The sequence below is a fragment of the Natronorubrum tibetense GA33 genome, assembly GCF_000383975.1.
GTDB lineage: Archaea > Halobacteriota > Halobacteria > Halobacteriales > Natrialbaceae > Natronorubrum > Natronorubrum tibetense.
On the sequence record NZ_KB913017.1, the window covers coordinates 1,593,095 to 1,617,887 of the forward strand.

At 65.1% G+C, this 24,793-nt stretch carries 24 protein-coding genes and 1 pseudogene; 14 read left to right on the top strand and 11 right to left on the bottom strand.

All coding sequences use genetic code 11. From position 1 onward, the window contains the following. Nucleotides 1–59 precede the first annotated feature (59 nt). The gene (locus NATTI_RS0108245; RefSeq protein WP_006092722.1) at nucleotides 60–668 is read right to left on the bottom strand and encodes a class I SAM-dependent methyltransferase; all 609 of its coding nucleotides are present in this window, start codon (nucleotides 666–668) and stop codon (nucleotides 60–62) included. 97 nt (nucleotides 669–765) lie between these two features. On the opposite strand from NATTI_RS0108245, the gene NATTI_RS0108250 reads away from it, so the two are divergent. Further along, complete coding sequence (locus NATTI_RS0108250) at nucleotides 766–1,542, top strand: hypothetical protein (protein ID WP_081630551.1); 777 nt, start codon at nucleotides 766–768, stop codon at nucleotides 1,540–1,542. 93 nt (nucleotides 1,543–1,635) lie between these two features. Here NATTI_RS0108250 and NATTI_RS0108255 read toward each other — a convergent pair whose 3' ends face one another. After that, nucleotides 1,636–1,956, bottom strand: coding sequence for a cupin domain-containing protein (locus NATTI_RS0108255; RefSeq protein ID WP_019991741.1), 321 nt, complete (start codon nucleotides 1,954–1,956; stop codon nucleotides 1,636–1,638). A gap of 164 nt (nucleotides 1,957–2,120) precedes the next feature. Here NATTI_RS0108255 and NATTI_RS26045 point away from each other — a divergent pair. Continuing rightward, nucleotides 2,121–2,255, top strand: a pseudogene (locus tag NATTI_RS26045) (NAD(P)-dependent oxidoreductase); the annotation flags it as partial. Between the two features lie 174 nt (nucleotides 2,256–2,429). Here NATTI_RS26045 and NATTI_RS27610 read toward each other — a convergent pair. Continuing rightward, nucleotides 2,430–2,546 (bottom strand): DUF7577 domain-containing protein, encoded by a 117-nt coding sequence (locus tag NATTI_RS27610; RefSeq protein ID WP_449289284.1) that lies wholly within the window; start codon nucleotides 2,544–2,546, stop codon nucleotides 2,430–2,432. 264 nt (nucleotides 2,547–2,810) lie between these two features. Next, complete coding sequence (locus tag NATTI_RS0108270; protein WP_241434420.1) at nucleotides 2,811–3,233, bottom strand: DUF5518 domain-containing protein; 423 nt, start codon at nucleotides 3,231–3,233, stop codon at nucleotides 2,811–2,813. A gap of 160 nt (nucleotides 3,234–3,393) precedes the next feature. Between NATTI_RS0108270 and hisI the strand changes: the two genes are divergently transcribed. From hisI to NATTI_RS0108295, 4 genes are all read left to right on the top strand, one after another. After that, on the top strand, nucleotides 3,394–3,765 hold the full coding sequence (gene hisI / locus NATTI_RS0108275; RefSeq protein WP_006092703.1) for a phosphoribosyl-AMP cyclohydrolase: 372 nt from the start codon (nucleotides 3,394–3,396) through the stop codon (nucleotides 3,763–3,765). A 6-nt stretch (nucleotides 3,766–3,771) separates the two neighbouring features. Beyond that, entirely contained in the window at nucleotides 3,772–4,941 is a 1,170-nt protein-coding gene (locus NATTI_RS0108280; RefSeq protein WP_006092702.1) for a DUF7118 family protein, read from the top strand. A 101-nt stretch (nucleotides 4,942–5,042) separates the two neighbouring features. Continuing rightward, complete coding sequence (locus NATTI_RS0108285) at nucleotides 5,043–8,423, top strand: PAS domain S-box protein (RefSeq protein ID WP_006092700.1); 3,381 nt, start codon at nucleotides 5,043–5,045, stop codon at nucleotides 8,421–8,423. Nucleotides 8,424–8,663: 240 nt separating this feature from the next. Continuing rightward, nucleotides 8,664–9,086 (top strand): universal stress protein, encoded by a 423-nt coding sequence (locus NATTI_RS0108295; protein ID WP_006092698.1) that lies wholly within the window; start codon nucleotides 8,664–8,666, stop codon nucleotides 9,084–9,086. 196 nt (nucleotides 9,087–9,282) lie between these two features. On the opposite strand, the gene glmM is transcribed toward NATTI_RS0108295, so the two are convergent. Beyond that, nucleotides 9,283–10,647 (bottom strand): phosphoglucosamine mutase, encoded by a 1,365-nt coding sequence (glmM, locus tag NATTI_RS0108300; protein ID WP_006092696.1) that lies wholly within the window; start codon nucleotides 10,645–10,647, stop codon nucleotides 9,283–9,285. An 81-nt stretch (nucleotides 10,648–10,728) separates the two neighbouring features. On the opposite strand from glmM, the gene NATTI_RS24970 reads away from it, so the two are divergent. The 5 genes from NATTI_RS24970 to NATTI_RS0108335 all read left to right on the top strand — a co-directional run bounded on the left by NATTI_RS24970 (nucleotide 10,729) and on the right by NATTI_RS0108335 (nucleotide 14,352). Beyond that, nucleotides 10,729–11,637 (top strand): HVO_0234 family beta-propeller protein, encoded by a 909-nt coding sequence (locus tag NATTI_RS24970; RefSeq protein WP_006092694.1) that lies wholly within the window; start codon nucleotides 10,729–10,731, stop codon nucleotides 11,635–11,637. 104 nt (nucleotides 11,638–11,741) lie between these two features. Further along, complete coding sequence (locus NATTI_RS0108320; RefSeq protein ID WP_006092692.1) at nucleotides 11,742–12,275, top strand: hypothetical protein; 534 nt, start codon at nucleotides 11,742–11,744, stop codon at nucleotides 12,273–12,275. 185 nt (nucleotides 12,276–12,460) lie between these two features. Next, nucleotides 12,461–13,315 (top strand): ribose-phosphate diphosphokinase, encoded by an 855-nt coding sequence (locus tag NATTI_RS0108325; protein ID WP_006092689.1) that lies wholly within the window; start codon nucleotides 12,461–12,463, stop codon nucleotides 13,313–13,315. 108 nt (nucleotides 13,316–13,423) lie between these two features. After that, nucleotides 13,424–13,627 carry a hypothetical protein gene (locus NATTI_RS0108330; protein WP_006092688.1) on the top strand — a complete coding sequence of 68 codons (204 nt, stop codon included), beginning with the start codon at nucleotides 13,424–13,426 and terminating at the stop codon, nucleotides 13,625–13,627. Between the two features lie 185 nt (nucleotides 13,628–13,812). After that, a complete protein-coding gene (locus NATTI_RS0108335) occupies nucleotides 13,813–14,352 on the top strand; it encodes a heme NO-binding domain-containing protein (protein WP_006092686.1) in 540 nt (179 codons plus the stop codon). 40 nt (nucleotides 14,353–14,392) lie between these two features. Here NATTI_RS0108335 and NATTI_RS0108340 read toward each other — a convergent pair whose 3' ends face one another. The 5 genes from NATTI_RS0108340 to NATTI_RS0108375 form a co-directional block, all read right to left on the bottom strand. Further along, the gene (locus NATTI_RS0108340) at nucleotides 14,393–16,501 is read right to left on the bottom strand and encodes a M61 metallopeptidase family protein (RefSeq protein ID WP_006092684.1); all 2,109 of its coding nucleotides are present in this window, start codon (nucleotides 16,499–16,501) and stop codon (nucleotides 14,393–14,395) included. Between the two features lie 615 nt (nucleotides 16,502–17,116). Next, complete coding sequence (gene ileS / locus NATTI_RS0108360) at nucleotides 17,117–20,329, bottom strand: isoleucine--tRNA ligase (RefSeq protein ID WP_006092683.1); 3,213 nt, start codon at nucleotides 20,327–20,329, stop codon at nucleotides 17,117–17,119. A gap of 94 nt (nucleotides 20,330–20,423) precedes the next feature. After that, complete coding sequence (locus tag NATTI_RS0108365) at nucleotides 20,424–20,666, bottom strand: hypothetical protein (protein WP_006092682.1); 243 nt, start codon at nucleotides 20,664–20,666, stop codon at nucleotides 20,424–20,426. 406 nt (nucleotides 20,667–21,072) lie between these two features. Further along, nucleotides 21,073–21,432: a hypothetical protein gene (locus tag NATTI_RS0108370; RefSeq protein ID WP_006092681.1), complete on the bottom strand. Its 360-nt coding sequence runs from the start codon at nucleotides 21,430–21,432 to the stop codon at nucleotides 21,073–21,075. Continuing rightward, nucleotides 21,429–22,610 carry a thiolase family protein gene (locus NATTI_RS0108375; protein WP_006092680.1) on the bottom strand — a complete coding sequence of 394 codons (1,182 nt, stop codon included), beginning with the start codon at nucleotides 22,608–22,610 and terminating at the stop codon, nucleotides 21,429–21,431. Before NATTI_RS0108375 ends, NATTI_RS0108370 begins: the two co-directional genes overlap by 4 nt. A gap of 104 nt (nucleotides 22,611–22,714) precedes the next feature. Between NATTI_RS0108375 and NATTI_RS0108380 the strand changes: the two genes are divergently transcribed. Further along, entirely contained in the window at nucleotides 22,715–23,374 is a 660-nt protein-coding gene (locus NATTI_RS0108380; protein ID WP_006092679.1) for a uracil-DNA glycosylase, read from the top strand. A 67-nt stretch (nucleotides 23,375–23,441) separates the two neighbouring features. On the opposite strand, the gene NATTI_RS26470 is transcribed toward NATTI_RS0108380, so the two are convergent. After that, nucleotides 23,442–23,612 (bottom strand): hypothetical protein, encoded by a 171-nt coding sequence (locus NATTI_RS26470; RefSeq protein ID WP_019991744.1) that lies wholly within the window; start codon nucleotides 23,610–23,612, stop codon nucleotides 23,442–23,444. A gap of 415 nt (nucleotides 23,613–24,027) precedes the next feature. Between NATTI_RS26470 and NATTI_RS0108390 the strand changes: the two genes are divergently transcribed. Beyond that, nucleotides 24,028–24,447 (top strand): HIT family protein, encoded by a 420-nt coding sequence (locus NATTI_RS0108390; protein ID WP_006092678.1) that lies wholly within the window; start codon nucleotides 24,028–24,030, stop codon nucleotides 24,445–24,447. A gap of 94 nt (nucleotides 24,448–24,541) precedes the next feature. Next, complete coding sequence (locus NATTI_RS0108395) at nucleotides 24,542–24,772, top strand: hypothetical protein (RefSeq protein ID WP_006092677.1); 231 nt, start codon at nucleotides 24,542–24,544, stop codon at nucleotides 24,770–24,772. Nucleotides 24,773–24,793 lie beyond the last annotated feature (21 nt).

Genomic DNA, 24,793 nt, shown 5'->3' on the forward strand with positions numbered 1-24,793 from the left:
TTCAGCACGACTCCTGAAACTCACCCCCTCCCAGGGAATTCGACAGAGCCCTCAGTCCGTCAACCCTGATACTCGGCCAGCACGAACGGCACCGAACTCCCCAGCGGATCGTCGACGACCCGCTCCCAGACGATCGCAAAGCCCGCCGTCTCGAGCCCGCTCCGAGTCCGACGCCGACCGGCGGTGCTGAAGAACATCGACTGGCCGCTTCCGAGCCAATCGTGCTGGATCGTCTCGTAGGGACTCGAGCCGACCGTCGCGAGGAGTCGCCCGCCCGGTCGGAGGACGCGGGCGAACTCGTCGTAGACGGCCGGATGTTCGGTTCGGGGGACGTGGAAGACGGCGTGATACGCCGTGATCGCATCGACGGAGTTCGCGGCCAGCGGGAGCCTCGTCATCTCACCCTGGAGCAGGTGGGCTTCGGGGACGTTTTCGGCTGCCAACTCGAGTTGGCGACTCGAGAGATCGACCCCGATCGACTCGACGCCCGCGAGGTTCGCAAGCGTTCGCATCCCGTCGCCACAGCCGATGTCGAGGACGGTCGCGGCTTCGGGGAGCGTCTCGAGTAGCTCATCGATCAGGGCGGCGTCCTCGCCGTCGGCGCGGCGGGTTCTGGCGTAATCGTCGGCGACGGCGTCCCATGCCCGTCGGAGTTCCTGTCGATCCATAGGTGGGAGACGGGGGGAGACGGTATGCCGTTGGTGCCAAACGGGTGTGGCCTGTGGTGGCGAGACGCTCTTCTCGCTCGGCGTCGTAGCGGTCTCGATGACATCCCATGAACGCTCGCGGCTCGCGGCCGCCGTTGGGGCACTCCGTGACCGGGGCTACCGCTGTCCAGATCCGCTCGAGACCGATGGGCCGGTCGTGGCGACTGGTGGCGACCACCCCGCAGACGGTCCCGACGCGCCGCTGTCGGTCGAGCGTCTCCGAGACGTCACGCCGTTGACCGTCGCCAGCAGCGTGGCGGATGCTGCCCACGCCGGTCGGGCACCGGTGCTCGTTGTCGACGAGTGGGGACTCGAGGCCGCACGCGCGATCCTCGGCGACCCGTTCTTGCTCCGTGGCCGTGTCGATGGCTGCCGTCAGTTCTACTCGATCCCGGATCGGATCGCGCTGACCGACGGGCAGTACGCCTGCGTCCGAACCGACGCGGAGCCACAGTGGCGAGAGCAGTCGGCGACGACGGCCACGGTCGATGGCGACCGCGACAGGACGGGGACCGACGAGCCACGGCTGTTGCTCGAGGCCGACGGTTCGGTTCTGGCCGTCCTCGAGTCGGCCGACGAACTGACCTGTCCCGGCCCCGAACCGGACGCGTTCCCCTACGGATACGGCCGCGATGCTGACAAGCGTATCCACGTCTTCGACCGGGATCGGGAAGTCGGTCGCTACGCCGGTGTTGCTGCAATGCGGAAAAACGCCTATCGTCCGGTAGCGATGCCGTTGCTTCCCGAACACCACGTCAGAACGGGTGGCCGTCTGGCTCGAGGCGTACTTCTCGCGGTCGCGACGGCCGACGGCCTCGAGTTCCATCGGCCCTGAAACGAACTGCTGGCTCGAGTTCTCGGCGGGAACGAAAGCGTCGTGAGTGCGCTGGCGCTGACTGCAGGAGTCCGTCTGCAACGGGGGGCGTTCCTACGGTGCCCCCATCAGGACGAACCGGCTCTCGGTGTCGCCGTTGTGGATCTGGTGGGTCGCGTCCGGCGGAATGCGGATCGCGTCGCCTTCGGCCATGTCGATCGACTCGTCGTCGACGGTGACCGTCGCTTCGCCTTCCATCAGCAGGTACACTTCTTCGTGGCCTTCCTCCTCGTGGTCGTGTTCTTTGCCCTCCCAGCCGGGCGCACACTCCACGACGGTCACGCCCATGTGCTCGCAGTTCAGTTCGTCACGCAGGAAGTGCATCCCGTTCTGATCGTCGACGTCGTGATAGTTGGTTTTCGTGTAGTCAGCCATCACGATTTCCCGACCACCCCATACATGATAATTGTTGGCGCTACTCATGATTAGGTTGATGGATGACGGTTCGTCGTTGCCGAGCTGACCCTCTCGATAACAGACCTATCGCATCGATGGCCATCCACTCAGCTCTGACCGACGAGATTGCAGTCGACTTCGGCGAGAAGGGCACGCTCGCAGGCACGGCGCTGGATGTCTTCGCCGAGGAACCGCTCTCGGCGGACTCGCCGTTGCTCGAGCACGGGAACATCATCGTCACGGTCCATCTCGGCGCATCGACTGAGGCCGCCCAGGAAATGTCGAAACCTCGACGGCCGTAGCTGTTTAGCGCCCGCGAAACCAGCGGCGGCGAGGCGTTGACGGTGTACGACGTTGACAGTCAGGTCCCCGACGACGCGAAGGCAGAACTCGAGTCCGAGGAGCGGATCGCCGGTATCACGCTTTCGGCGTCTGGTCGATCGGTAGTAGGCCTACGGTTTCGCGGGAGGCGTCTGCAGACAGCTCCGGCAGTAGGTGTAGCAGTGGTCGTTCGTCGTTCCGCAGGCGCGGCACCTGACCGGCTGATCGATCTGCGTGGAAGAACTCATCGTCCACGCTCCGGTTTCGAGCCCAATACCGGATGCGCTGACGTTTGCAAGCCCGAACGGGGGGTGACGGTCTCGAGGGTCCCTCGGTGCTGATCGCTCCCGTCCGACGTCGGACAGTTCGCGCTCGGATCTAGCTCGTCGCGCTGGCGTTCGTGGCGATCCTGTTGGCGTTACCAGCCGTGGAAGACGAGCGGAGCGATCGGTGGACGGACTGACGCCCTTTATACGGGTCTCTTCGCACTGGTAACCGTCCTCGAGTACGAATTAGTACCCGATCGGACCGTTGAGCCGCCGCCGGAGGAAATCGCCGGCGATGCCACCGAGATATCCCAGCACCATCATTAGCGGAATGTACGCGATGAGATCCATCAGTGCCAGTGTCATCCCGACGAATACCGTGTCGCCCGCGGTTATGGGATCGGAAGAGCGCAGAATCCGGTACAGAACCACGAACAGGTAGAGTGGTACGATCGCGATCACCACACCAGTCAACCCGTTGTTGGCGTGCGAGTCGTAGAACCCGCCCGTCGCGGCCGCGATACAGCCAGCGACGAATGCGACCGGCAGGATCCACGAGGGCCGTCCGATACCGAACATCGCAACGGCGCTGAAGACGATCGTTGCCGCTCCGGCCCACAGCGCTGGCCCCCAATTGAACTCAAAATTGGCATTCACCCGGTCTTTCATGCGCTCACATCGCCTTCCTATCAAAAATATCTTATTACCGACCTAACTGTTCGTACGTACTGAATGCAGCGCTGACGGTCGCACCCAACTGGAGCGACGAACCAAGCGGATGTGACACCGCAGCAAAAGACATATCGCCCTTCCAATCAACCCGCTAGTTATGGACGACGACGTTGCGGTCGACTTCGGCGAGGACGGACTCGTCCCCGCCGTCGCACAGGACGCGACAACGGGCGAGGTGCTGATGCTCGCCTACGTCTCCCCGGAGGCACTCGAGCGCACGCGTGAGACAGGCCGGGCCCACTACTACTCCCGGAGCCGGGACGAACTCTGGGAGAAGGGGGCGACCAGCGGCCACACGCAGGCCGTCGAGGAGGTCCGCGTCGACTGCGACGCCGACACGCTGCTCTATCTCGTCGACCAGGAGGGCGGCGCCTGTCACACCGGCCACCGGTCGTGTTTCTATCGTACGATCGAGGGGACAAACGTCGGCGAACGAGTGTTCGATCCCGACGCCGTCTACGACGAGTAATCGCACATGAGCGAACGCGTCCACCACTCCGGCGCGGATGCGAGTCCCGACGAACAAACGCCGCTCGAGGCGCTCGAGGCGGCCCGCGAACGCTTCGAGCGGGCGGACGCACGGATCGCAGACCACGGCGGCGAGGCCGTCACCGACGCTGCCGAGGCGTATCGGGACGCGACGGACCTCCTCGAGAACTACGTCGACCGAGCGACGGGTACCGGCCGGGAGAACTTCCAGGCCTACGTCCAGCTCGAAGGGAAGTTCGACTCGCTGGTCACGAGCCTCCCCGACGATCTGAAGGGACGTGAGGCGTTCGATGAGGCCCTCGACGCGATCGACAAGCGCCGACTCAGCGAGTCGGACTTCGAGCGTGCACACGACGCCTTAGAGCCGGCGGCCCAGTACGCCGAACTGCTCGAGGAGCGCGAGGCCGCCCGCGAGGCGATCGACGATGCGCGGACGGCGGCCGGAAAACGCTACCGAGAACTCGACGACGAGATCGCGGACCGCGAGCGACTGCTCGAACTCGCGAACGCGGACCTCGAGGCACCCGTCGAGGAGCTTCGCGAGCCGATCGAAGCGTACAACGAGGCGATCGAGGCGGCGTTCCAGGAGTTCCGACTCGAGGCATCGGCACGCGAGGTGTTCGCCCTGCTCGATCGCAGCCGCTGGTACCCCTTCGTCGACTACCAGCAGCCGCCGGACGATCTGGCGGCCTACATTCGAGACGATCCGGCCGGCGAGTACACGATCCCCGAACTGCTCGAGTACGCGAACTACTCGCACTCGAAACTCGACCACTACGTCGCGAGCGCGGACGAACTCAAGCGGCGGGTGGCGACCCAGCAGACGTTCCTCGACGGGATCGACGCCGAGCCGCTGACGATCGAGTGGCCGCCGGACGAGGCGGGGGTTCTCCGCCGGCGGACGCGCGAAATGCGGCCGTTTGTCGCTCGTGTCGCGGACGAGGACTGCGTCGTGGCTCTGCGATCGATCCGTCGGCTCACGACTGATCCCGCGTTCGACTACGACCGCCTCCAGACGGCGGCCCAGGCGGTCGTCCAGCTCACCCCCGCCGAACGCGAGCGGCTGGCCGACGGCCGGGTCGCCGACGAACTCGAGGCCCTGCGCACCGAACGGGAGCGACTCGAGGAGACGCTCGAGATCGACGATCCCGTCTAGGGACTCACTCGAGACGGCCATCGTGAAGCCGCTTGGGACGTTCTGGGTCGTGATAGTGATGGCGAGCGAGGGTTTTTCTTTCCCTGCTGTCTGTACAACACATGACCGAACGTCGGGATCAGCGACTCCAGGAGAGCGACCAGCAGTTTCGCTCGCTCGTCGATGCCGTCGAGGAGTACGCGATTTTCATGCTCGATCTCGATGGCCGCGTTGTCACCTGGAACGAGGGGGCCAGACAGACCAACGGCTACGAGCGCGAGGAGATCCTGGGCGAACACTTCTCGCGATTCTACACGGAATCGGATCGTGACGCTGGGGTTCCGACGGCGAATCTCGAGGCCACCGCGGAGTCGGAGTCGACCGAGGACGAAGGGTGGCGCGTCAGAAAGGACGGGACGAAGTTCTGGGCGCACGTTCGGATCACCACCGTCAGAGACGACGACGGGGAGATCCAGGGCTACGCCAAAGTCACTCGCGATATGACCGACCGTCGCGAACGCGAACGGCAACTCCAGCGCGAACGCGACCTCACGGATCGAATCCTCGAGACCAGTCCCGTCGGCATTCAGGTACTCGATACCGACGGCGAGGCCATCCGGATGAACGAACGTCTCAGAGATCTTCTCGACGTTTCGCGGGAGGAAGCTACCACGTACGAGCCGTCTGACAGTACTGTCTACGACGAAGCCGGCACTCGACTCTCGGTCGACGACTACCCGTTCGCACACACGCTGGCGACGGGTGAGCCGGTCTCCGACCGCGTGCTTCGAATCGAACGGCCCGACGGCGACGACCGCTGGCTCTCGACGAACACGTCGCCGTTACGATCCGAGGACGGCGAGATCGATTGCGTCGTCGCCTCCGCCGAGGACGTCACCCACCTCAAAGAGCGCGAACGCCGACTCGAGCGCCGAACGAACGAACTGTCGGCCGAGTTGAGCGAGGTGTACGGTCGGATCACGGACGGACTCATCGCGTTCGACGAGGACTGGGAGTTCACGCACGTCAACGAGCGAGCGGAAGAGATCCTCGGGGTTGAGCGGACGAATCTCCTCGGCGAGACGCTCTGGGACGTCTTCCCGGATCTGGTCGGGTCGCCGTTCGAAACCTGTTACCGCGAGGCGATGGAGAGCCAGGAGTCGACCGCCATCATGGAGTACTATCCGGCGCTCGGCGTCTGGTTCAAAGACTACGTCTACCCCTCCGAAACGGGGCTGTCGGTCTACTTCCGGGACGTCACCGAGCAGAAGGCGCGCGAGCGAGAGCGCGACCGCTACGAGACGCTCGTCGAGACGATCGACGACGGGGTGTACGCGCTCGACGCGGACCGGACGTTCACGCTGGTCAACGACGGCTTTCTGGCGATGACGGGTTTCTCTCGAGAGGACCTGCTCGGTACGCACGCGTCCGTCGTCTTCGGCAATGAGTTCGACGCGATCGAAGCGGAACGGTCGAACGCGGCCGAGTCCGAAGCGAACCCCACGTTCGAGGAGTCGCTCCGAACGGCGACGGGCGAGGAACTCACGGTCGAGAGTCGATTCACCGTCCTCGAGGGTGAAGACGTCCGCGTCGGCGTCACTCGCGACATCACCGAGCGCAAGGAGCGCGAGCGGATCCTCGAGGAGTCCGAGCAGCGCTACCGGACGCTGGTCGACTCCTTTCCCAACGGTCTCGTGACCCTGTTCGACCACGACCTCCGGTACACGCTGGCGGCGGGCCAGGGCTTCGATCGCATCCCCGTCGAACCTGACGATCTCGAGGGCGAATGCGCGCTTGACGTCTGGCCCGAGGACACCGCGGACGCGCTCGAGCCGATCTATCGGGCCGCCCTCGAAGGCGAGGAGGCCGCGGCCGAAATGGCGTACGCGGACCGCGAGTGGCGCGTGCGCGCGATTCCGATCACGGACGAACGGGGCGACGTCTTCGCCGGGATGACGATGTCCCAGGATATCTCGGAGCAAAAAGGCTACGAGCGGTATCTCGAGGACGCGAAAGCCCAGCTCGAGGCGGCGACCGAAGCCGGTGCGGTCGGCACCTGGGAGTGGCAGATTCAGGCGAACCGGTTCGTCACCGGCGCGTCGTTCGCCCGCACGTTCGGCATCGATCCCGAGGCTGCTCGTGAGGGGGTCCCCCTCGAGCGGATCACCGCCTCGATCCACGAGGCGGATCGCGACCGCGTCGAAGCGGCGATCACCGACGCCGTCGCCTCCTGCGGGGAGTACGAGGAGGAGTATCGTGTCCGGAACGCCGACGGGGAACTTCGGTGGGTCGTCGCTCGCGGCTACGTCGAGACCGACGAGGCGGGAACTCCGGTCACGTTCCCCGGCGCGATCACGGATATTACGGACCGAAAGCGGGCCGAGATCGCCCTCGAAAAGAACCAGAAACAGCTGCAGACGCTGTTCGAACTCCTGCCCGTCGGCGTCGTGGTCGCGAACGCCGACGGCCAACTCGTCGAGGCGAACGACGCAGCCGAGGAAATCTGGGGCGGTAACGTCTTCGATGCGGACTCGGTCAACGAGTACGAGCGGTACTCCGCACGGTGGGCTGACACTGGTGAGCCGGTCGAACCCGAGGAGTGGACGATGTCGCGCGTCCTCGAGGGAGAGGTCGTCACGGATCCGGACATCTTCGCGATCGACGCCGCCGACGGCGAGGAACGGATCGTCATGATCCACGGGATGCCGGTCCGCGACGGGAGCGGCGAGGTCAGTCGCGGCGTCGTCACCCAGACGGAGATCACCGAACGCCGGGAGTATCAGCGGAAACTCGAGGAGACGATTTCGAAACTCGAGACGTCGAACGAGCGCCTCGAGCACTTCGCGTACGCCGCTTCCCACGACTTACAGGAGCCGCTGCGGATGGTCTCGAGCTATCTCCAGCTTATCGACCGCCGGTACGCGGACGACCTCGACGCGGACGCAGCGGAGTTCCTCGAGTTTGCGATCGACGGCGCTGACCGTATGCGTGACATGATCGACGGCTTACTCGCCTACTCGCGCGTCGATACGCAGGGCGACCCGCTCGAGCCGACCGACCTCGAGACCGTCGTCGCGGACGCGCTCGAGGATCTCCAGTTCCGAATCAGCGAGGAGCGCGCCGAGATCACGGTCGAGTCGCTGCCACGGGTTCGCGGCGACGAGAATCAGTTACGGCAGGTGTTCCAGAACCTCCTCTCGAACGCGCTCGAGTACAACGACGAGGAGCCGCGAGTCCGCATCGAGAGCGAGCGCGACGGCGGGATGTGGATCGTCTCGGTCACCGACAATGGGATCGGTATCGATCCCGCGGAGACCCACCGCATCTTCGAGGTGTTCCAGCGCCTGCACAGCCGCGACGAGCATTCGGGAACGGGGATCGGGCTGGCGCTCTGCCAGCGGATCCTCGAACGCCACGGCGGGGAGATTCGGGTCGATTCGACGCCCGGCGAGGGATCGACGTTTTCCGTGTCGCTGCCCGCGGTGGATCGCCGGCTCGAGTGACTGAAACAGCCTCTTGTCCGCCCCGGGCGTCCTCCTTCTCTCCGGTGTAGCCGGGTCGATACTGTATACGCTCGTCATCGACGGGAATCGGTCGGAACTGGTCCCGCTGGAGGCCGTTATCGACTCGGTTTTGATCGGGTGTCGGACGCCCCAGCTTCGGTACTGTGTCGAGCCACTGAGAGACGAACCGAGCGACGACCGTCCCCGACAACTGAAGGCCCGGTCCGTCGTAGCGGTGGTATGACCAGACACCTGCTCGTTCCGATGGACGACTCCGAACCGGCTCGAGCGGCGCTCGAGCACACGGTTTCCGTTTTTCCGGACGACGAGGTGACGGTACTCCACGTGGTCGACGATCTCGAGACGGGCTACGGAGGTGGTCGACCGCCGGTGACGACCGGGGGCGAGAAGCGCGCGGACGACGACGAACCTGACTTCTTCGAGGACGCCCGCTCGATCGCGGCCGCACACGACAGAACGGTCGAGGCGACCGTTATTACGGGAACGTCGGCCGACGCGATCCTCGAGTACGCTCGCGAGCACGACGTCGATCAGATCGTAATGGGCAGCGAGGGGCGATCGGGGGTTTCGCGCATGTTGCTTGGCAGCATCGCGGAGGCCGTGACGCGACGGTCGTCGGTTCCAGTGACGATCGTCCCGTAGTTGGCGGTCCGGATAGCACGGCGGTCCAGCTGCGGAGCGAACTCGGCTCGAGAAGAAGTTTCGGTCGTAGTGGATCGAGTCGGGCCGCTCGGACCGTAAACCGGGGCCGATCAGGCTGCAGTTCCCGACCGCTCGCTGGCCGATACCTTCCTCGAGTCCGGCTGGCGTCCGGAACGCGCGGTTCGATCGGTCGCGATCAGGCGTCGGCTTTCGCGTCGGCGAGCGTCTCGTACATCTCCTCTGCCAGTTCGTTCGCGCGGTCGCTGTCGCGGGCTTCGGCGTAGATCCGGACGAGTGGTTCGGTGCCCGAGGGCCGTGCGAGCACCCACGCGTCGCCGTGATCCAGTCGGTAGCCGTCACGCGTATTGAGTTCGGCGTCGGAGGCCTGGGCGTGGTTCGCCGCGGCGTCGATCATCGCGTCGCGCTCGGCCGTCGACTCGTACTCGATGTTGTAGCGGACGTTCGCGTAGTCGTCGTAGGGCGCGACGATTTCGCTGACGGGTCGCTCGGCGACGAGTTCGAGGAACCGGGCTGCGGTGAACGCACCGTCGCGCGAGAGCCGGAAGGCGGGGAAGAAGATCCCGCCGTTGCCCTCGCCCGCGATCGGGACACGATTGCCTTTCTCCTCGAGTTCCTCGATCCGCGTGATGATGTTGGTCGACCCGATGGGGGTGAGTTCGAGGTCGGCACCGACATCGTTGACGACGTCGACCAGTCGCTGGGAGACGTTGACGGCGGAGACGGTCGTCTCTCCGGCCTCGAGTTCGGCCGCCGCGAGCGCGGCGAGTGTGGCGTCGCCCGAAACGTACTCGCCGTTCTCGTCGAAGAAGATGGCGCGGTCGGCGTCGCCGTCGTGGGCGATGCCAACGTCGGCGTCGGTGGCTCGGACGAGTTGGCCGAGGTCCTCTAAGTTGTCGGGAACCGGTTCGGGGTCGCGGCCGGGGAAGTGGCCGTCCGGCTGACCGTTGACGGTGACGACGCGGCAGCCGAGTTCGCGGAAGAACTCGGGGCTCGTGAGGGTGCCGGAGCCGTGGCCGGGATCGAGCGCGACCGTCAACTCGGCGTCGGCGATGGTCTCCCGGTCGGAGGCCGCGAGCAGTTCGTCGACGTACTCTCGAGTGATCCCTTCGATCTCGCGAACGCGGCCGGTTTCGTCCCAGGGCGCGACGGTGGCCGACTCGGCGAGCAACACCTGTTCGATCTCCTCTAAGTCCGAGACGACGAGTTCGATCCCGTCGCGGCCGACGAGTTTGACGCCGTTGTACTGCGGCGGGTTGTGCGAGGCCGTGATCACGATGACGGGGACCCCCTCCCGTTCGGCGTAAAACTGTGCGCCCGGCGTCGGCAGAACCCCGAGTCGGTCGACGTCCGTTCCCGTGCTTGCGAGCCCGCTCGCGGCCGCGTCGGCCAACATGCGACCGGTGTAGCGCGTATCGCGCGCGATAGCAACCCGTTCGGCTCCCCAGGCCGTCCCCGCCGCTTTCGCGACGCGGAGGACGAACGCGGGCGTCAGCTCCTCGTTGGCGACGCCGCGTGTCCCGCTCGATCCGAATACTTGCATGGGTCCTAGTCGGAGCGGACTCCCCAAAGGGATTCCGAAGCAGACAGAACGCTTTCGGCGCGCGCCCACGACTGTCCACCTATGGATGCTATCGAGGAGAAACGTGTCTACGGCGACCGCGAGGGGGCGCTCGAGGTCTACGTGGCGAGTGCCATCGGCGTCGTGCGCGTCCGCGTCGCCGGCGACACCGTCGGCGAGTTCGGGCTCTGTGACCGTACTCCCGCTCGCGACATCGCCGCGACCGGCGAGACTGTTGCTATCGCGACCGACGAGGACGTACAGGTGCTCGGGCTCGAGCGCGGGGATCGGGAGGCGCGCGCAGCGGAAGCCGATGCGAACGAGTCCGACGAGACGTTCGTCGGTACCGGGTTCGGTCCCGCCGTCGCCGTCGGTAGCCACGGCTCGGATCTGATTGCCGCCAGTCCCGACGGCGATATCGCTCGGCTACCGGCCAAAGCGGATACCGATTCGGAAATCCGCGAGTGGGAGTCCCTCGAGCACAACGGCGTCGCGACGGTTCGCGCGATCGACGGGAACCTCGTCGGCACCGACAGCGGTATCTACCGCGTCCACGAGGGCGAACTCGATCACGCCGGGCTCTCGGATGTTCGGGACGTCTCCGCGGCCGGCGTCCCGCTCGCCGCGACCGCCGACGGGCTCTACAAGCTCGGGAACGGCTGGATGGAGGCGCTCGAGGGCACATTCGAGACCGTCGCGGCGGATCCGCGAACCGAGCCGGGTCGGCTCACGCGCGCTCACGCCGTTTCGGGAGACACCATCTACGCCTACGACGCCGACGCGGAGACCTGGACGGAGTACGACCGCTCTAGGAGATCGATCGTCGACATCGGCTACGGGGAGACGGTCTACGCCGTCACGGAACGGGGTACGTTTCTCTCGGCGACGCCCGACGATAGTAGCGGCCCGTGGCGGTCACAGACGATCGGTGTCGGAGACGTGACGGGACTCGCCGTTCCCCGAGACGAGTAACGACCCGGCGCTGGCTTCGGGATGGTCTCGATCCTGATTCTCGTACCCGACGAACGAATCGTCTGACGGAGATTTAACTATCTCCGATACTTTCCTCCGGCAACATGAGTGGGATACCACGCCGTCGACTGCTGGCCGCGACCGGTGTCGGTCTCGCCGGCGCTATGGCCGGCTGCTCGAGCAGCACCGACGACGAGAATGGGGACGACAATACTGAAGACGAGGAAACGCCCGAGGAGGAAGAGACTGACAGCTCGACCGACTCCTCGGAGTCGGTTTCCGGGGCGATCATCGTCGACAACCTCTCGGATAGCGACCAGCAGATCGACCTGCTGGTCCAACTCGACGACGGAATCGCCGTCTGGGAGACCGAGACGATCGAGGCCGGTCGAACCGCCTCGATCGAACGCGACTGGGCGGCCGACGCCGGCCAATTCCGCGTCACGGCCCGACTCAACGAGGGCGAACCGGTGGACATCACGCCGTCGAACTGGAACGCCGCCGACTGCCTCAGCATCTTCGTCCGGATCACGGGCGACGACAGCATGACGTACTCGAGTAACGCCACCGATGGCAACTGTGGCGGGGCCGAGGACCGTGACGACGGCGGCGAAGATGGCGAGGACGTCGAAACGTAGCCGCTCGACCACCGTCCGTCAGGCGGTTCGATCGGACTGATTGCACGCGCCAGTCCGTTCGGTCGACCGGACTCCGTCGCGATCGACTTCCCGCTTCCAGCCATCGACGACCTGTCGCGGTTTCGAACGCCGTCGACGACGGCGAGAACGAAAACGGGTTTAGCCCCCGTCCTGTCCACTCGAGTATGACTCAGATCGTCGGCGGCTCCGCATCACAGGTGCTCGCCGCTGCCCTCGCACGCGAACTCGAGGAACCGCTTGCTCCCGTCGAGTACGACCGCTTTCCGGACGGCGAACTGCTCGCCGCCGTCCCGGAGTTCGACGACGACCGCGCGATCGTCGTCGCCTCGACCGTCTCGAGTGACGCCCACCTCGAACTGCTGCAACTGCAGGATGCCGTCCGCGAGGCCGGCGCCGAGGAGGTCGTCACCGTCCTGCCGTACATGGGCTACGGCCGGCAAGATGCGGCCTTCGAGGCTGGACACCCAATCTCCGCTCGGGCAGTCGCTCGCGCCGTCTCGACCGGCGCCGATCGCGTGCTCACGGTCAACCCGCATGAAAAAGCGGTCTGTGAGTTCTTCGAGCCCACGGCGACGTCGGTCGACGCGGCGGGCCAACTGGCCGATCCGCTGCCGGCGGACCTCGAGGACCCGGTCTTTCTCTCCCCCGACGCGGGCGCGATCGATCTCGCCGAGACGGTCCGCAACGCCTACGGCGACGGCGAGACGGACTACTTCGAGAAGACTCGCCACTCCGGAACGGAAGTCGAGATCACGCCCAGCGACGTCGACGTGGCCGGTCGCGACGTCGTCGTCACGGACGACATCATCGCGACGGGATCGACCATGAGCGAGGCCGTCGGCGTCCTCCGGGACCGTGGCGTCGCCCGCGTGTTCGTCACCTGCGTCCACCCCCTGCTCGCGCGTAACGCGGTGACGAAGCTCTCTCGAGCCGGTGTCGAGGCGATCTACGGCACCGATACGATCGAGCGCGGGGCGAGTGCAGTCTCGGTCGCGCCGGCGCTCGCGGCGGAGCTGTAACAATTCGCGCTCGGCTCGGTCGTCGGTCACAAATCGATCCTTCGGCGGCTACCTGTTCGCATTGCTGAATAAGGGTTAACTCGCATCGTCGCACACGTTCGCGTAGCGATGGCTGGGGAAGACGACACCCAACGGGCGGCGGCGGTGTGCGATAACTGCGGAACTGCCCATGCGGTTCGTCTCGGACCCGACGGGGAGATTCGCCCCATCGGAACCGGACAGGGGTCCGGCTGTACGTGCGGGGACGGCACACTTCGCATCATGAGCGACGATACGGCCGTCCTGGAGGACGTAGAGATGGAAGAGTCGTAGTCGGACGTGGAGACGGACGGACTGCAGTCGATGCGGTGTGCAGGGAGCCGACGCCGTCTCCTCACCTGCGACCCGTACTATAACTGTTAAGTAGATACCATCCCGTGACTTAGCTAGTCGGAATTCGTACAGGTCGCGGGCAATCCACCCTCGACCGCGAGCCACCGAGTCACCACCCACCTCAGATGCACGGAATCGTTCACAAGACGCTCAAGGAGTACGTCGTTGACCGAACCGACGAGAAGACCTGGGAAACGATCCTCGACCGCGCCGACCTCGAGCCGGCGCTATATCTCCCGGTCTCGACGTACGACGATCAGGAGATCGACGCCATCCTCTCGACGCTGTCGTCGATGGCGACCCAGAACAGACGCCAGATCGAACGCGACTTCGGGCGGACGCTCGCGCCCGAACTCCTGTCGACGTTCAACGCTCACGTGCGCGACGAGGAACTGTTCGTCCTCCTCGAGCGCCTCGAGACGATCGTCGGCGATGTCGACGCGGCGACCGACGACACCGCGCTCCCGTCGGTCTCGGGTACCCGCGACGGGGACGAAAGCGTGCGTGTAACGTATCGAACCCATCGGGAGCCGGCCTACTGCGGGCTGGCTCACGGGATTCTCGAGGGGATCACCCGGGCTTTCGGTGCGGACGCCACCGTCACGGAACAGCGCTGTATCGACGACGGCGAGGAGGCGTGCGTGTTTCTGGTAGAACGAGCGTAAACGGTTCTGCTGCCGATGACCGCCTCGACGGCGAGCGGTGTCACTGCCGCCGTCTGAGCATCCCGATCGTGACCACGAGAGCCAGCGTGGCGATCACGGCGACGCCGCTGAAGCCGGGGATCGAATCGACGGCCGAGACGGCCCTCGAGAGACCGCCGCCGACGGTGACCGTCGTCGACTGCTCGCCGGCCGTCACCTCGTAGCGTCCGTCGTCGTCGAAGGTCAACTCGACCGTCGTGGTCCCCGTCTCGCCGGGGGCGATTGCGACCGGATCGCCGGTTACGACCCCGTTTGCGCTCTGGAACGGCAGCGTCCCCGCGGCCGGACGGTCGCCGTCCGCGGTGACCGTTGCGGTCGCCGTCACCGTTTCACCGGGATCGACGCCGTCAGGGTCGACCCGCAGGTCGGTGACGGTCAGACTCGGACTCGAGCGAACGAACACCGTCAGCCGATCGTCGCCGACGCGGAGGTTGTAGAGCCCGGGTTCCGCTGGCTCCCACGAGAGACGCGTCGTCGCTCGCTCGCCGGGCTCGAGGTGACGCTGCTCGAGCGCGACGATATCGCCGTTCACCTCGAGGGTCGCGTCGGCGGTGCCGACCCGGTCGTCGACGTTCGCCATCGCGACCGGGACGGTGACGGATTCGCCGGCCGGCACGGCCATCACGTCACCGCCGTCGATGCCGGCGTCACCGTTTCTACTACCGGCTTCGACACCGTCTATCTCGCTCGAGTCCCAGCGCTCCCAGGACTGGGCCGCGACCTCGATCGGCTCCGAGCCGAGTCCGTACTCGACGATCGCCGCGGACTGGTCGAACGCGTCCCCGTGTTCCCAGCGGCTCCACATCTCGGGCGTCGCGTCGGTCTGCGTGTACCGCTCGGCGACGCTTCGGACCTCGCTCCCGCCGGCGTCCTCGAGCGCCGTCAGGAAGTCCGCCTCGCTCACCGCGCCGTTCTGGGCGTTCAACTGCCGGAAGACGTCCTCGAGCGTCCGGTCGCCGTCGGTCGCCAGTCGCAGCTGTCGATCGATCTCGCCGTAGACGAGCGGCCCCTTCACGTAGTCGGTATCGCGATCCGCCCAGGTCGAGGGGTTGTTGAGTGCGCCATCCGCGTACGGCGAGCGCTCACCCCGTTCCAGGTGGTTACCGAACTCGCCGAAGCTGATCGTCCCCGTCTCGTAGCCGAGCAAGGCGGGATAGTACTCCGCTTGCGCTTCGACGAGCCACCGTACGTCGGTCGTCGTCTCGCCGCTGGCGAACCCTTGGCGAACGTGGACGTACTCGTGAAGCCAGACGTTTGCCGCGGCCTCGAGTTCGGCGTCGGCGGCGACCCACGCGTCCGCGTCGCCGTACTGGACGCCCCGCGGTCCCCAGTCGACATCGGTCGGGACCGCGACGACGAACACCTCGTCGCTGCTTGAGCCGACGTCGAGTCGCTCGCTACCCGCTGCGATCGACTCGAGGATGTCGTCGGGCGTCTCCATCAGATCGGCCGCCTCGGGGACGACCAGCCTGATCGTCTCGCCGTCGACGGTTCGCTCGTACTCCTCGACCGGGCCGAAGAAGGCGATGTCGTCGCCGGCCGCGCCCTCGCCGTCGACGGTGACCGTCTCCTCGATACCCAGTGTGACGGATTGCGGTGTTCTGAGAGAGAGCCCGACCGATGGGACCTGAACGACGCCCCACTCGCCGGTGTCGACGAACGTGTACCCGTCTCGGTCCTCGTGGTCGTGGCGGACGTCACCCGTTCGGTCGCTCGGCATCTCGTATCGGAGCGACGGCTCCGCGGTCGCCTCGTCCCAGCGGTACGTTCCGTCTCCGGTCTCCTCGAAGCCCTCGAGGGCCACGACGGCTGCGTCGTCGTGGAGATCGACCTCGAGTCCGCGCATCGGCTCCGGCGGCTCGAAAGTCGTCTCGACCTCGAACTCGCCCGGTCGATCCGGGAGGTGGCGCAGTTCGGTTCGCTGGTGGAGCACGTCGTCATCGTCGGCCATCGCGCTCGGCGACCCATCGCTCGCTGCGGTTGCAATCGCTGGCTCGGATGCTCCCGAGGTATCGGGCCCGGACGAGAATCCGCCCGCCCCGGCGATACCGGCCGGGAGGCTAGCGAGCAGGAGGAGCACGATGACACAGACGGCGAACCGAGATTTCACTACCCCTCTCTGTCGAGTCTGCGATTAAGACTTTTGTGGCACGAATACTGTCGCTGTAGCGAGAATTACTGCAGAACGAGGACTCGAGGCGCATTCCTCGAATCGCTCACTCGCTCTCAGTCCGACGCTTCGGCGGCCGCCAACGGTTCGGATCCCACCTTTTTCTCGTCGGGTTCGCTATCGCTCACCACTCTCTGTTCACGGGCGCGGAGTGCCCGTTCACATGGTCTGCGGGACCGAAGGTCCCGCTCGACTCCAAAAATCTGTCTGGCGAGAGCGAAGCTCTCGCTGACCATTGCCTCACTCCGTTCGGCAAGAGACCAAAAACGCCTCACTCCGTTCGGCGGTGCTAGTCCGACGCCTCAGCGGCCGCCAGCGGCTCGATCGCGATCTCGGCATCCACCTTTTTCTCGTCGGGTTCGCTATCGCTCACCACTCCTCGAAAAATCTGGTCCAAAAACGCCTCACTCCGTTCGGCGGTGCTAGTCCGACGCCTCAGCGGCCGCCAACGGTTCGATCGCGATCTCGGCATCCACCTTTTTCTCGTCGGGTTCGCTATCGCTCACCACTCCTCGAAAAACCTGGACCAAAAACGCCTCACTCCGTTCGGCGGTGTTAGTCCGACGCCTCAGCCGCCGCCAACGGTTCGATCGCGATTTCCATCGTCACACCTTCGACCTCCCACTCCTTTCGGTTGCCGTTGTCGACCTCGAGAGCACCGATCTCGTCGGCGCGAACCTCCTCGCGGATGAGGTCCGTGCGCTCGTCGACCAGCGAGGCGACGCGATCGTCGTCGATCTCTAGGTCCAGCGCGATCCGCTCCTCGACGTCGAGTTCGAGGTCCTTTCGCATCTCCTGGACGCGGCGGATGACTTCACGGGCGTAGCCCTCGCTCTCGATATCGTCGGTCAGCGAGGCGTCGACGTAGGCGACGCCGCGGTCGTCGCCGTCAAGGGAGAAGGCGGTGCCGGCGACGCCGTCGGGCGTCTGGGTGACGAACGAAACCATTTCCTCGGTGATCTCCTCGTCGTCTTCGAGCACGTCCGCGACAGCTGATTCGATCGCCTCGAGTCCCGGTTCGTCGATCCGGGCCTCGTTGAGCGCGTTCATGACCTGTCCGGCGCGGTCGCCGAAGGCCGGCCCGAGTTCGCTCATGTCGGCCTCGGCGCTGTAGTTCAGTTCGCCCCAGCGGCCGTCGGGCGAGACGAGTTCAATCTCGCGGGCGTTGAGTCGATCCTCGAGCAGTTCGGTGTGGCGCTCGACGGCCTCGACGACGCGCCCGTCGTCGGCGGCGACGACCACTCGCGGGACGGGCCAGCGAAGTTTACGCCCGGCCTGTTGGCGCGCGTTCGCGCCAGCCTCCTCAATTGCGCGCAGGATGGCGACGTCCTCCTCGAGCTGTTCGTCGGCCCAGTACTCTTCGACGGCGGGCCAGTCTTCCATGTGGACGGTTTCGTGGCCGGCGTCGCCGGTGAGGGTACCGTAGATCTCCTCGCTGACGAACGGCGCGTAGGGTGCGAGGAGCGCGACGCTCTCGCGGAGGATGCGGTAGATCGTCGCATATGCCGCGTCCTTGGAACCGCTGTCCGTCTCGTCCCACATCCGCTCGCGAACGGCCTGGATGTAGAACCGCGAGACATCCTCGACGACGAACTCGATGAGCGCCTCGAGCGCGCGGTCCTGGCGGAACTCTTCGAGATGCTCGGTCATCTCGGCTTTCGTGGACTGCAGGCGGGCGAGGATCCACTCGTCGATGAGTTCGAGGTCTTCATCCACCTCGTCCAGGGTCGTCTCCTCCGGATCGAATCCATCGAGGCGCATGTACGGCAGCGGGAACCGGAACACGTTCCAGAGCGTCCGGAGGTGATTCTCCATCGTCCCCATCTCGTCCCACGAGAAGCGCATGTCGTCGCCCTGCGGGTTGGCCGACAGCAGGAACATGCGCATCGCGTCGGAGCCGTGGCGCTCGATGGCCTCGTCGGGTTCGACGACGTTGCCGACCGACTTGGACATCTTGCGGCCGTCCTCGTCTAACGCGTGGCCGTGCATCAGGACCTTATCGTAGGGCACCTCGCCCATCGCGGCGGTGCCCATCCCCAACTGGGACCAGAACCAGCCCCGCGTCTGGTCGTGGGCCTCGAGGATGAAGTCCGCGGGCCAGAGTTCGTCGAAGCGACTGTCGTCGGAGGGGAAGTCGAGGGTCCCCCACGACGCCACGGAAGAGTCGAGCCAGACGTCGAAGACGTCGGGCACGCGCGTGTAGGTGGTCCCGTCCTCGGTGATGGTGAGGTCGTCGACGGTGTCCTTGTGGAGGTCGACGTCCTCGGGATCGACATCCTGATCGACGCGCTCGGCGAGTTCCTCGCGGTCGCTGATGACGATCATGTCCTCATCGTCGTCGCGATTCTCGGGGGTCCAGACGGGCAGCGGGATGCCCCAGTAGCGCTGCCGGGAGACGTTCCAGTCCGGAGCCTCCTCGACGAAGTCGCGGAAGCGGTTGTCGCGAGCCCAGCCGGGGTACCACTCGCTATCCTCGATGTTGTCGAGGAGTTCGTCCTTGACGTCCGTGATCGTGATGAACCACTGGTCGGTGACGATCTGGAGGATGCCCGTATCACAGCGCCAACAGTGGCCGTAGCTGTGGTGGACGGTTTCCGATCCGAGCAGGGCACCGTTGTCCTCGAGATCGGCCGTGATCTCCTCGTCGGCCTCCTTGACGAACTGCCCCTCGTACTTGCCCGCCTCCTCGGTGTAGACGCCGTCGCCGCCGACGGGACAGAAGATAGGGAAGCCGAGCTCCGTTCCGCGCTCGAAGTCGACCTCACCGTGGCCGGGTGCGGAGTGGACGAGACCGGTACCGTCGCCGTGGGTGTCGACGTAGTCCGCAGCGTACACCTCGAAAACGCCGTCGGCGTCGATGTGGTCCGGAACCTCCTCGGCGAGCGGGTGTTCGTACGACCAGCCGATCAGGTCCTCGCCGGTGAGCTCTTCGACGACCTCGTACTCCTCGTAGCGCCCTTTCTTGAGGACCTCCTCGTGTTTGGCGTCGGCGAGGTACAGCAGTTCCTCCTCGCCGTCTTTCTCGGCTCGGACGCCGACGTAGTCGCCCTCCTCGTCGACGGCGGTGAACGTGTTCGCGGGAATCGTCCACGGTGTGGTCGTCCAGACGACGATCGAGCCCTCGCGATCCTCGAGATCGAATTTGACGTAGACCGAGGGATCCTCGACGTCCTCGTACTCGACCTCGTTGTTCGCGATGGCGGTCTCACAGCGCGGACACTGCGAGATCGATCGGTGCCCCTTCTCGACGAGTCCGCGATCTGCGGCCTTCGCAAAGCCCCACCAGGCGGCCTCCATGTATTCGGGACTCACGGTTCGGTAGGGGTTGTCCCAGTCCATCCAGACGCCAAATGACTTGAAGTCGTCCTGGAGCCCCTCGAGTTGCTCGTCGGCGTAGTCCTTACACTCCTGAATGAAGTTTTCCTCGCCGAACTCCTCGATGTCCTTTTTATTCTCGAAGCCGAGTCGCTCCTCGACTTTCGTCTCGATGGGGAGCCCGTGCATGTCGTAGCCCGGGCGGTCGGTCACGTCGTACCCCTGCATCCGCATGAACCGGATGTAGACGTCTTTGAGGGACTTGTTCCAGGTAGTCCCCATGTGCGCCGAGCCCGACGTGTACGGCGGGCCGTCGACGAAGAAGAACGATTCGCCGTCCTCGCGGTGCTCGACCGTCTGCTGGTAGGCGTCGACGTCGTCCCAGTAGTCGAACACCCGTTGCTCTACAGCGTGGGGATCGTACTGGTCGTCGACCTCGCCGAACCTGCTCATGTGGGTCCAATCTCACTCCGAGAGTAAAGGGGAATCGGTATTGCGGACGCTCGCGTCGGCCTGCGGTAGGACGTGACGACGACCGCGAGACGTATTATTGGCCGGCGACGAGCAGTCGCGTGAGCAGTTTCTTGTAAGCGATGCCGTAGAGGCCCGCATACAGCATGACGAAGCCGATCGCGGCCAGCCAGAGCGCGACCATCGTCTCGCCCGAGCCGAGATGTTGGATGCTCGCGTATTCGACGGCGAGACCGCCAGCGGTCAACACGCCGGCGAGGACGGTGTAGACGACCAGCGGGAGCAGTTCTGCGAGTAGTTCCGGGGTTGCCGATCCCATTGCCAGTTGAGAGCCACTCTGCGAAGGTAAATCTGTCCCCTCGCTTGGGACTCGAGTCGACTGATAGGGAGTATCGTAGAAGTCCATAGTTTCCCGGCGAAGAACCGAGACACGATGCAAAAGAACGGTTCCGAAATCTCCGGTTGGCTACGATACTCCCTATGACGATCCCGATCTCTCGAGACGGAACGATTGCCAGGGCAAACGGACCGACGCCGGTCCCCTCTCATACCGTCTGCTGTAAGTCGTTCCCGGTGGGACCGCGATCTGTCCTGCGGTCTCACTGGCAAATCGTTACAGCAAACCGTATCACTCGACCGACTCGAACCACGGTCGGATCGAAGCTCCTCCCTAATTCGAACCGGGTTCACGTTTGCGTCTGTCGCTCACGGGTGTTCACGACGGATCAGACCGGTTCGAACCGGTACCCCTTCCACTCTTGACTCTCGGGTTCGCGGATACCGGCCCCGGGTTCGCGGAGTTCGTCGACGGGGACGGGTTCGACGTCGTCGCCGGTTTCGATCTCGTCGGTCGTGGCCTGTCCGATCGCCCGGACAGACTCGCCTTCCACATCGAACTCGACGATCGCGAGCGTGTTTGGGTCGCGGACGCCGGGCGGGGCCGCCGTACTCGTCGTCCACGTGATCACTTCCGCCGTGTACTCGCTCAGATCGACCGTTTCAACCGGTTGTGCGCCACCGCGACTGCGGGGATGTCCGGGATAGCTGATCGACCCGTCCTCGTAGCGCGTCGCCTCCATCGTCATTGTGCTGCCTCCATGATGGTCGTAATGACGCAGTTGCCGAAGCCGCCGACGTTACAGGTGAGTCCGACGTCCGCGTCGACCTGTCGCGGGCCGGCCTCGCCGACCAGTTGTTCATAGATCTCGACGCCCTGTGCGACGCCGCTCGCACCCAGTGGGTGCCCCTTCGATTTGAGTCCCCCAGAGGTGTTGATCGGCAGTTCGCCGGTGTCGCGCTCGGTGTAGCCCTCCTCGACTAACTCCCACGCCTCGCCCTGCTCGGCGAAGCCCAGTCCCTCCATCTGGAGGAACTCGAGGATGGTGAACATATCGTGAAGCTCCGCGACGTCGATGTCGTCGGGGCCGTAGCCGCTCATTTCGTAGGCGCCCTTTCCGCTCTCGACGACACCCCCCATCACGGTCGGATCCTCACGCTCGTGGACGACGTGGGTGTCCGTCGCCCCATCGATACCTGCGATGACGGCGTACTCGTCTGCGTACTCGCGGGCGATTGATTCGGGACAGAACAGCAACGCGGCCGACCCATCCGAAATCGGACAGAAGTCGTACAGCCGCAGCGGATCGGCCACGATTGGCGACTCCAGAACCGTCTCGAGATCGACCGCTTTCCGGAACTGAGCGTTCGGATTGTCGACGCCGTTCTCGTGGTTCTTGACGGCCACCTTCCCGAGACTCTCGCGGGGGGCATCGAAGCGCTCGAGGTAGTGTCGGGCCGTCAGTCCGGCGAAAGAGGGCAGCGTGACGCCCGTCTTGTACTCGACTGGGTGGGTAACCGAGGCGATGATGTCGGTCGTCTCGGGAGTCGACCGGTGGCTCATCTTCTCGCCGCCGACGAGCAACGTCATGTCGCTGGCGCCGCTCGCGACCGACTGCCAGGCAGCGTATATTCCCGCGCCGCCGCTGGAACTCGTCTGATCGACGCGCTGGGTGTACGCCGGCATCATGCCCAGGTCGTGTACCAGCGCGTTCATCACGCCCGTCATTCCTTCGAACTCACCGCTGGCCATGTTCGAGACGTACAGGTGATCGACATCGGCCGCGTCGACGCCCGCGTCCTCGAGACACTCGATCCCCGCCTCGGCGAGGAGATCCATCACCCACTCGCCCTCGCGTCGCCCGAACTGGGTCATCGAGGCCCCGACGAGTGCGACCCGCTCCGACTCTCGTTGATTGGGAGACATCAGTACGACTGCCCACGAACACCGCAATAAACCTCCCAACCGGTCGGATCTCGTGACCCACCGAACCGGTCGGAATAAATCCCCTCCGGACCCTCGACTCGAGTGTGCCTGCCGCCGACCGAGACCCTCCGTTTCCGACCACGCGAAATGTCGTCGAACCCGACTGTGAGCGCTGTCCGGCCCTCGTCGAGCACCGTGAGTGCATCTCGTGGGGCACTGGTCCGCTCGACGCGACCGTGCTGGTCGTCGGCGAAGCCCCCGGTGCGGGAAACCCCGACGCCGACCGCTGGCAGGGCGGCAACTGGACCGGGATGGCCTACACCTCGAGACACTCAGGCCGTCGTATCCGGCGCATGCTCGAGCAGGTCGGCTACGGCGAGGAAGCCTACTTCACAAACGCCGTGAAGTGTTTTCCGCAGAATCCGGCGGATCCAACGAGCAACCGCGAACCGACGCCCGACGAGCGCGCGAACTGCCGCGGCCACCTCGTCACCGAAGTCGAAACGGTCGATCCCGACGTAGTGCTCGCCACCGGGAAACACGCGACGAAGTCGGTTCTCGCCGTCGAAGGTCGTACTATCGACGGCTTCGTCGATAGCGTCCTGACACCCGTTCGGTGTGATCGACTCGAGACGCAACTCGTCCCGATCCTTCACCCGTCGTATCAAGATGTCTGGATCGGTCGACTGGGCTACGAACCCGAGGAGTACCTCGAGGCGATCCGGGAGACGCTCGCGGAGTGCTGTGAGCGGACCAGCGCGTAACGCGCGTACCGTTCGGCCGCGGTGGCGCATGCTGATCGTCTCGAGCCGACCGGCCTCTTTTGCAGGCTCACAAAATGCCCGAGACGACGGTATAGACCCCTGAAAACAGCAGAAACCAGAAGACCGATCTCACGAGGAGTTTGCTGTGGCTCTCTTTGATCGGCGCCGTCTCGTGGAGTCGCCCCTCGGCGCACAACAGTGCGCGCACGAGTCCACCCTCGGGTCCTGAACCACTCATCGCTCGGTGGGGCTACTCATCGAACCGTGTTAACCGTCTCGGCTCCGCGCCGGTCGCCGGGTCGCGACCTGGCTCGAGTGACCGTGCCGATGCTCGACGCTGTTCGTCGGTCGAAACCGACCACCGACAGAAAATCGACGGTGGTGGTCGTGGTGGTTGGTCAGGATACGTGACGTTGTGGTTTCGATACAGGTGCGATACGACACCGCGCCCAGGTGGGCAGTCGACTCGAGGCCGGCGTCGCTATTGAAGGGTCGTGACCGTCTCTCCCACTTATCCTGACTTTATCCCAGTTTAATCGGTATCTCGGACGTGATGATCGCCGATTCGATACTGTCTCGAACTCACATAGCTTCGCCGTCTCGTCCCGTTCGAGCGGGTAAGCTTCTTACAGTGGGCCGACACACACTCGCGTATGAGTACGATCTTCAGCCAGATCGTGGAGGGAGAGATCCCGGCACGAGTCGTGTACGAAGACGAGACCACGATGGCCTTCCTGGACGCCAACCCGCTCGCCCCGGGCCACACGCTGGTCATCCCGAAAGACGAGTACGAACGGCTGAACGATGTCCCCGACGACGTCGCCACGGATCTCTACGCGACGATCCACCGGTTGATCCCCGCCGTCGAGGAGGGCGTCGACGCCGACGCGTCCACCGTCGCGTTCAACAACGGCGAGGAGGCCGGCCAGGAGGTGCCCCACGTCCACTGCCACATCGTTCCTCGCTTCGAGGGCGACGGCGGCGGTCCAATCCACGCCATTGCCGGCGACCGGCCGGAGCTTGGAGACGACGAACTCGACGACATCGCGGCCGATATCGAGTCTCGATCCTGAGGACTCTCGGCCCCGTAGCCCGAGGTTTCGGGGTCGAGCGACGACAGCGACGACACGCCGTGACATTTTTCTCGCTCGCGCGTGAGCCTCGGGTATGCTCGCCGGTCTCGCCGCCCAGTTCCGGGCCCACCCCGTCGCGACGGTCCTCGAACTCGGCAGCGTCGTCGTCTGTATCTTGTTGTTCGTCGGGACGCTCGTGCTGCTCTCGAGCGGCCCGCCGACCGGCCGCGGCAATCCGTGGCTCGTCCTCGTCGGCGTGGGTGCAGTGTTCGTCGTGTTCTGGACGGCAGTCGTACCGCTATACGAGCGCTTCGTTTACGCCTGAGATCTCAGTTTAGAATCGTCG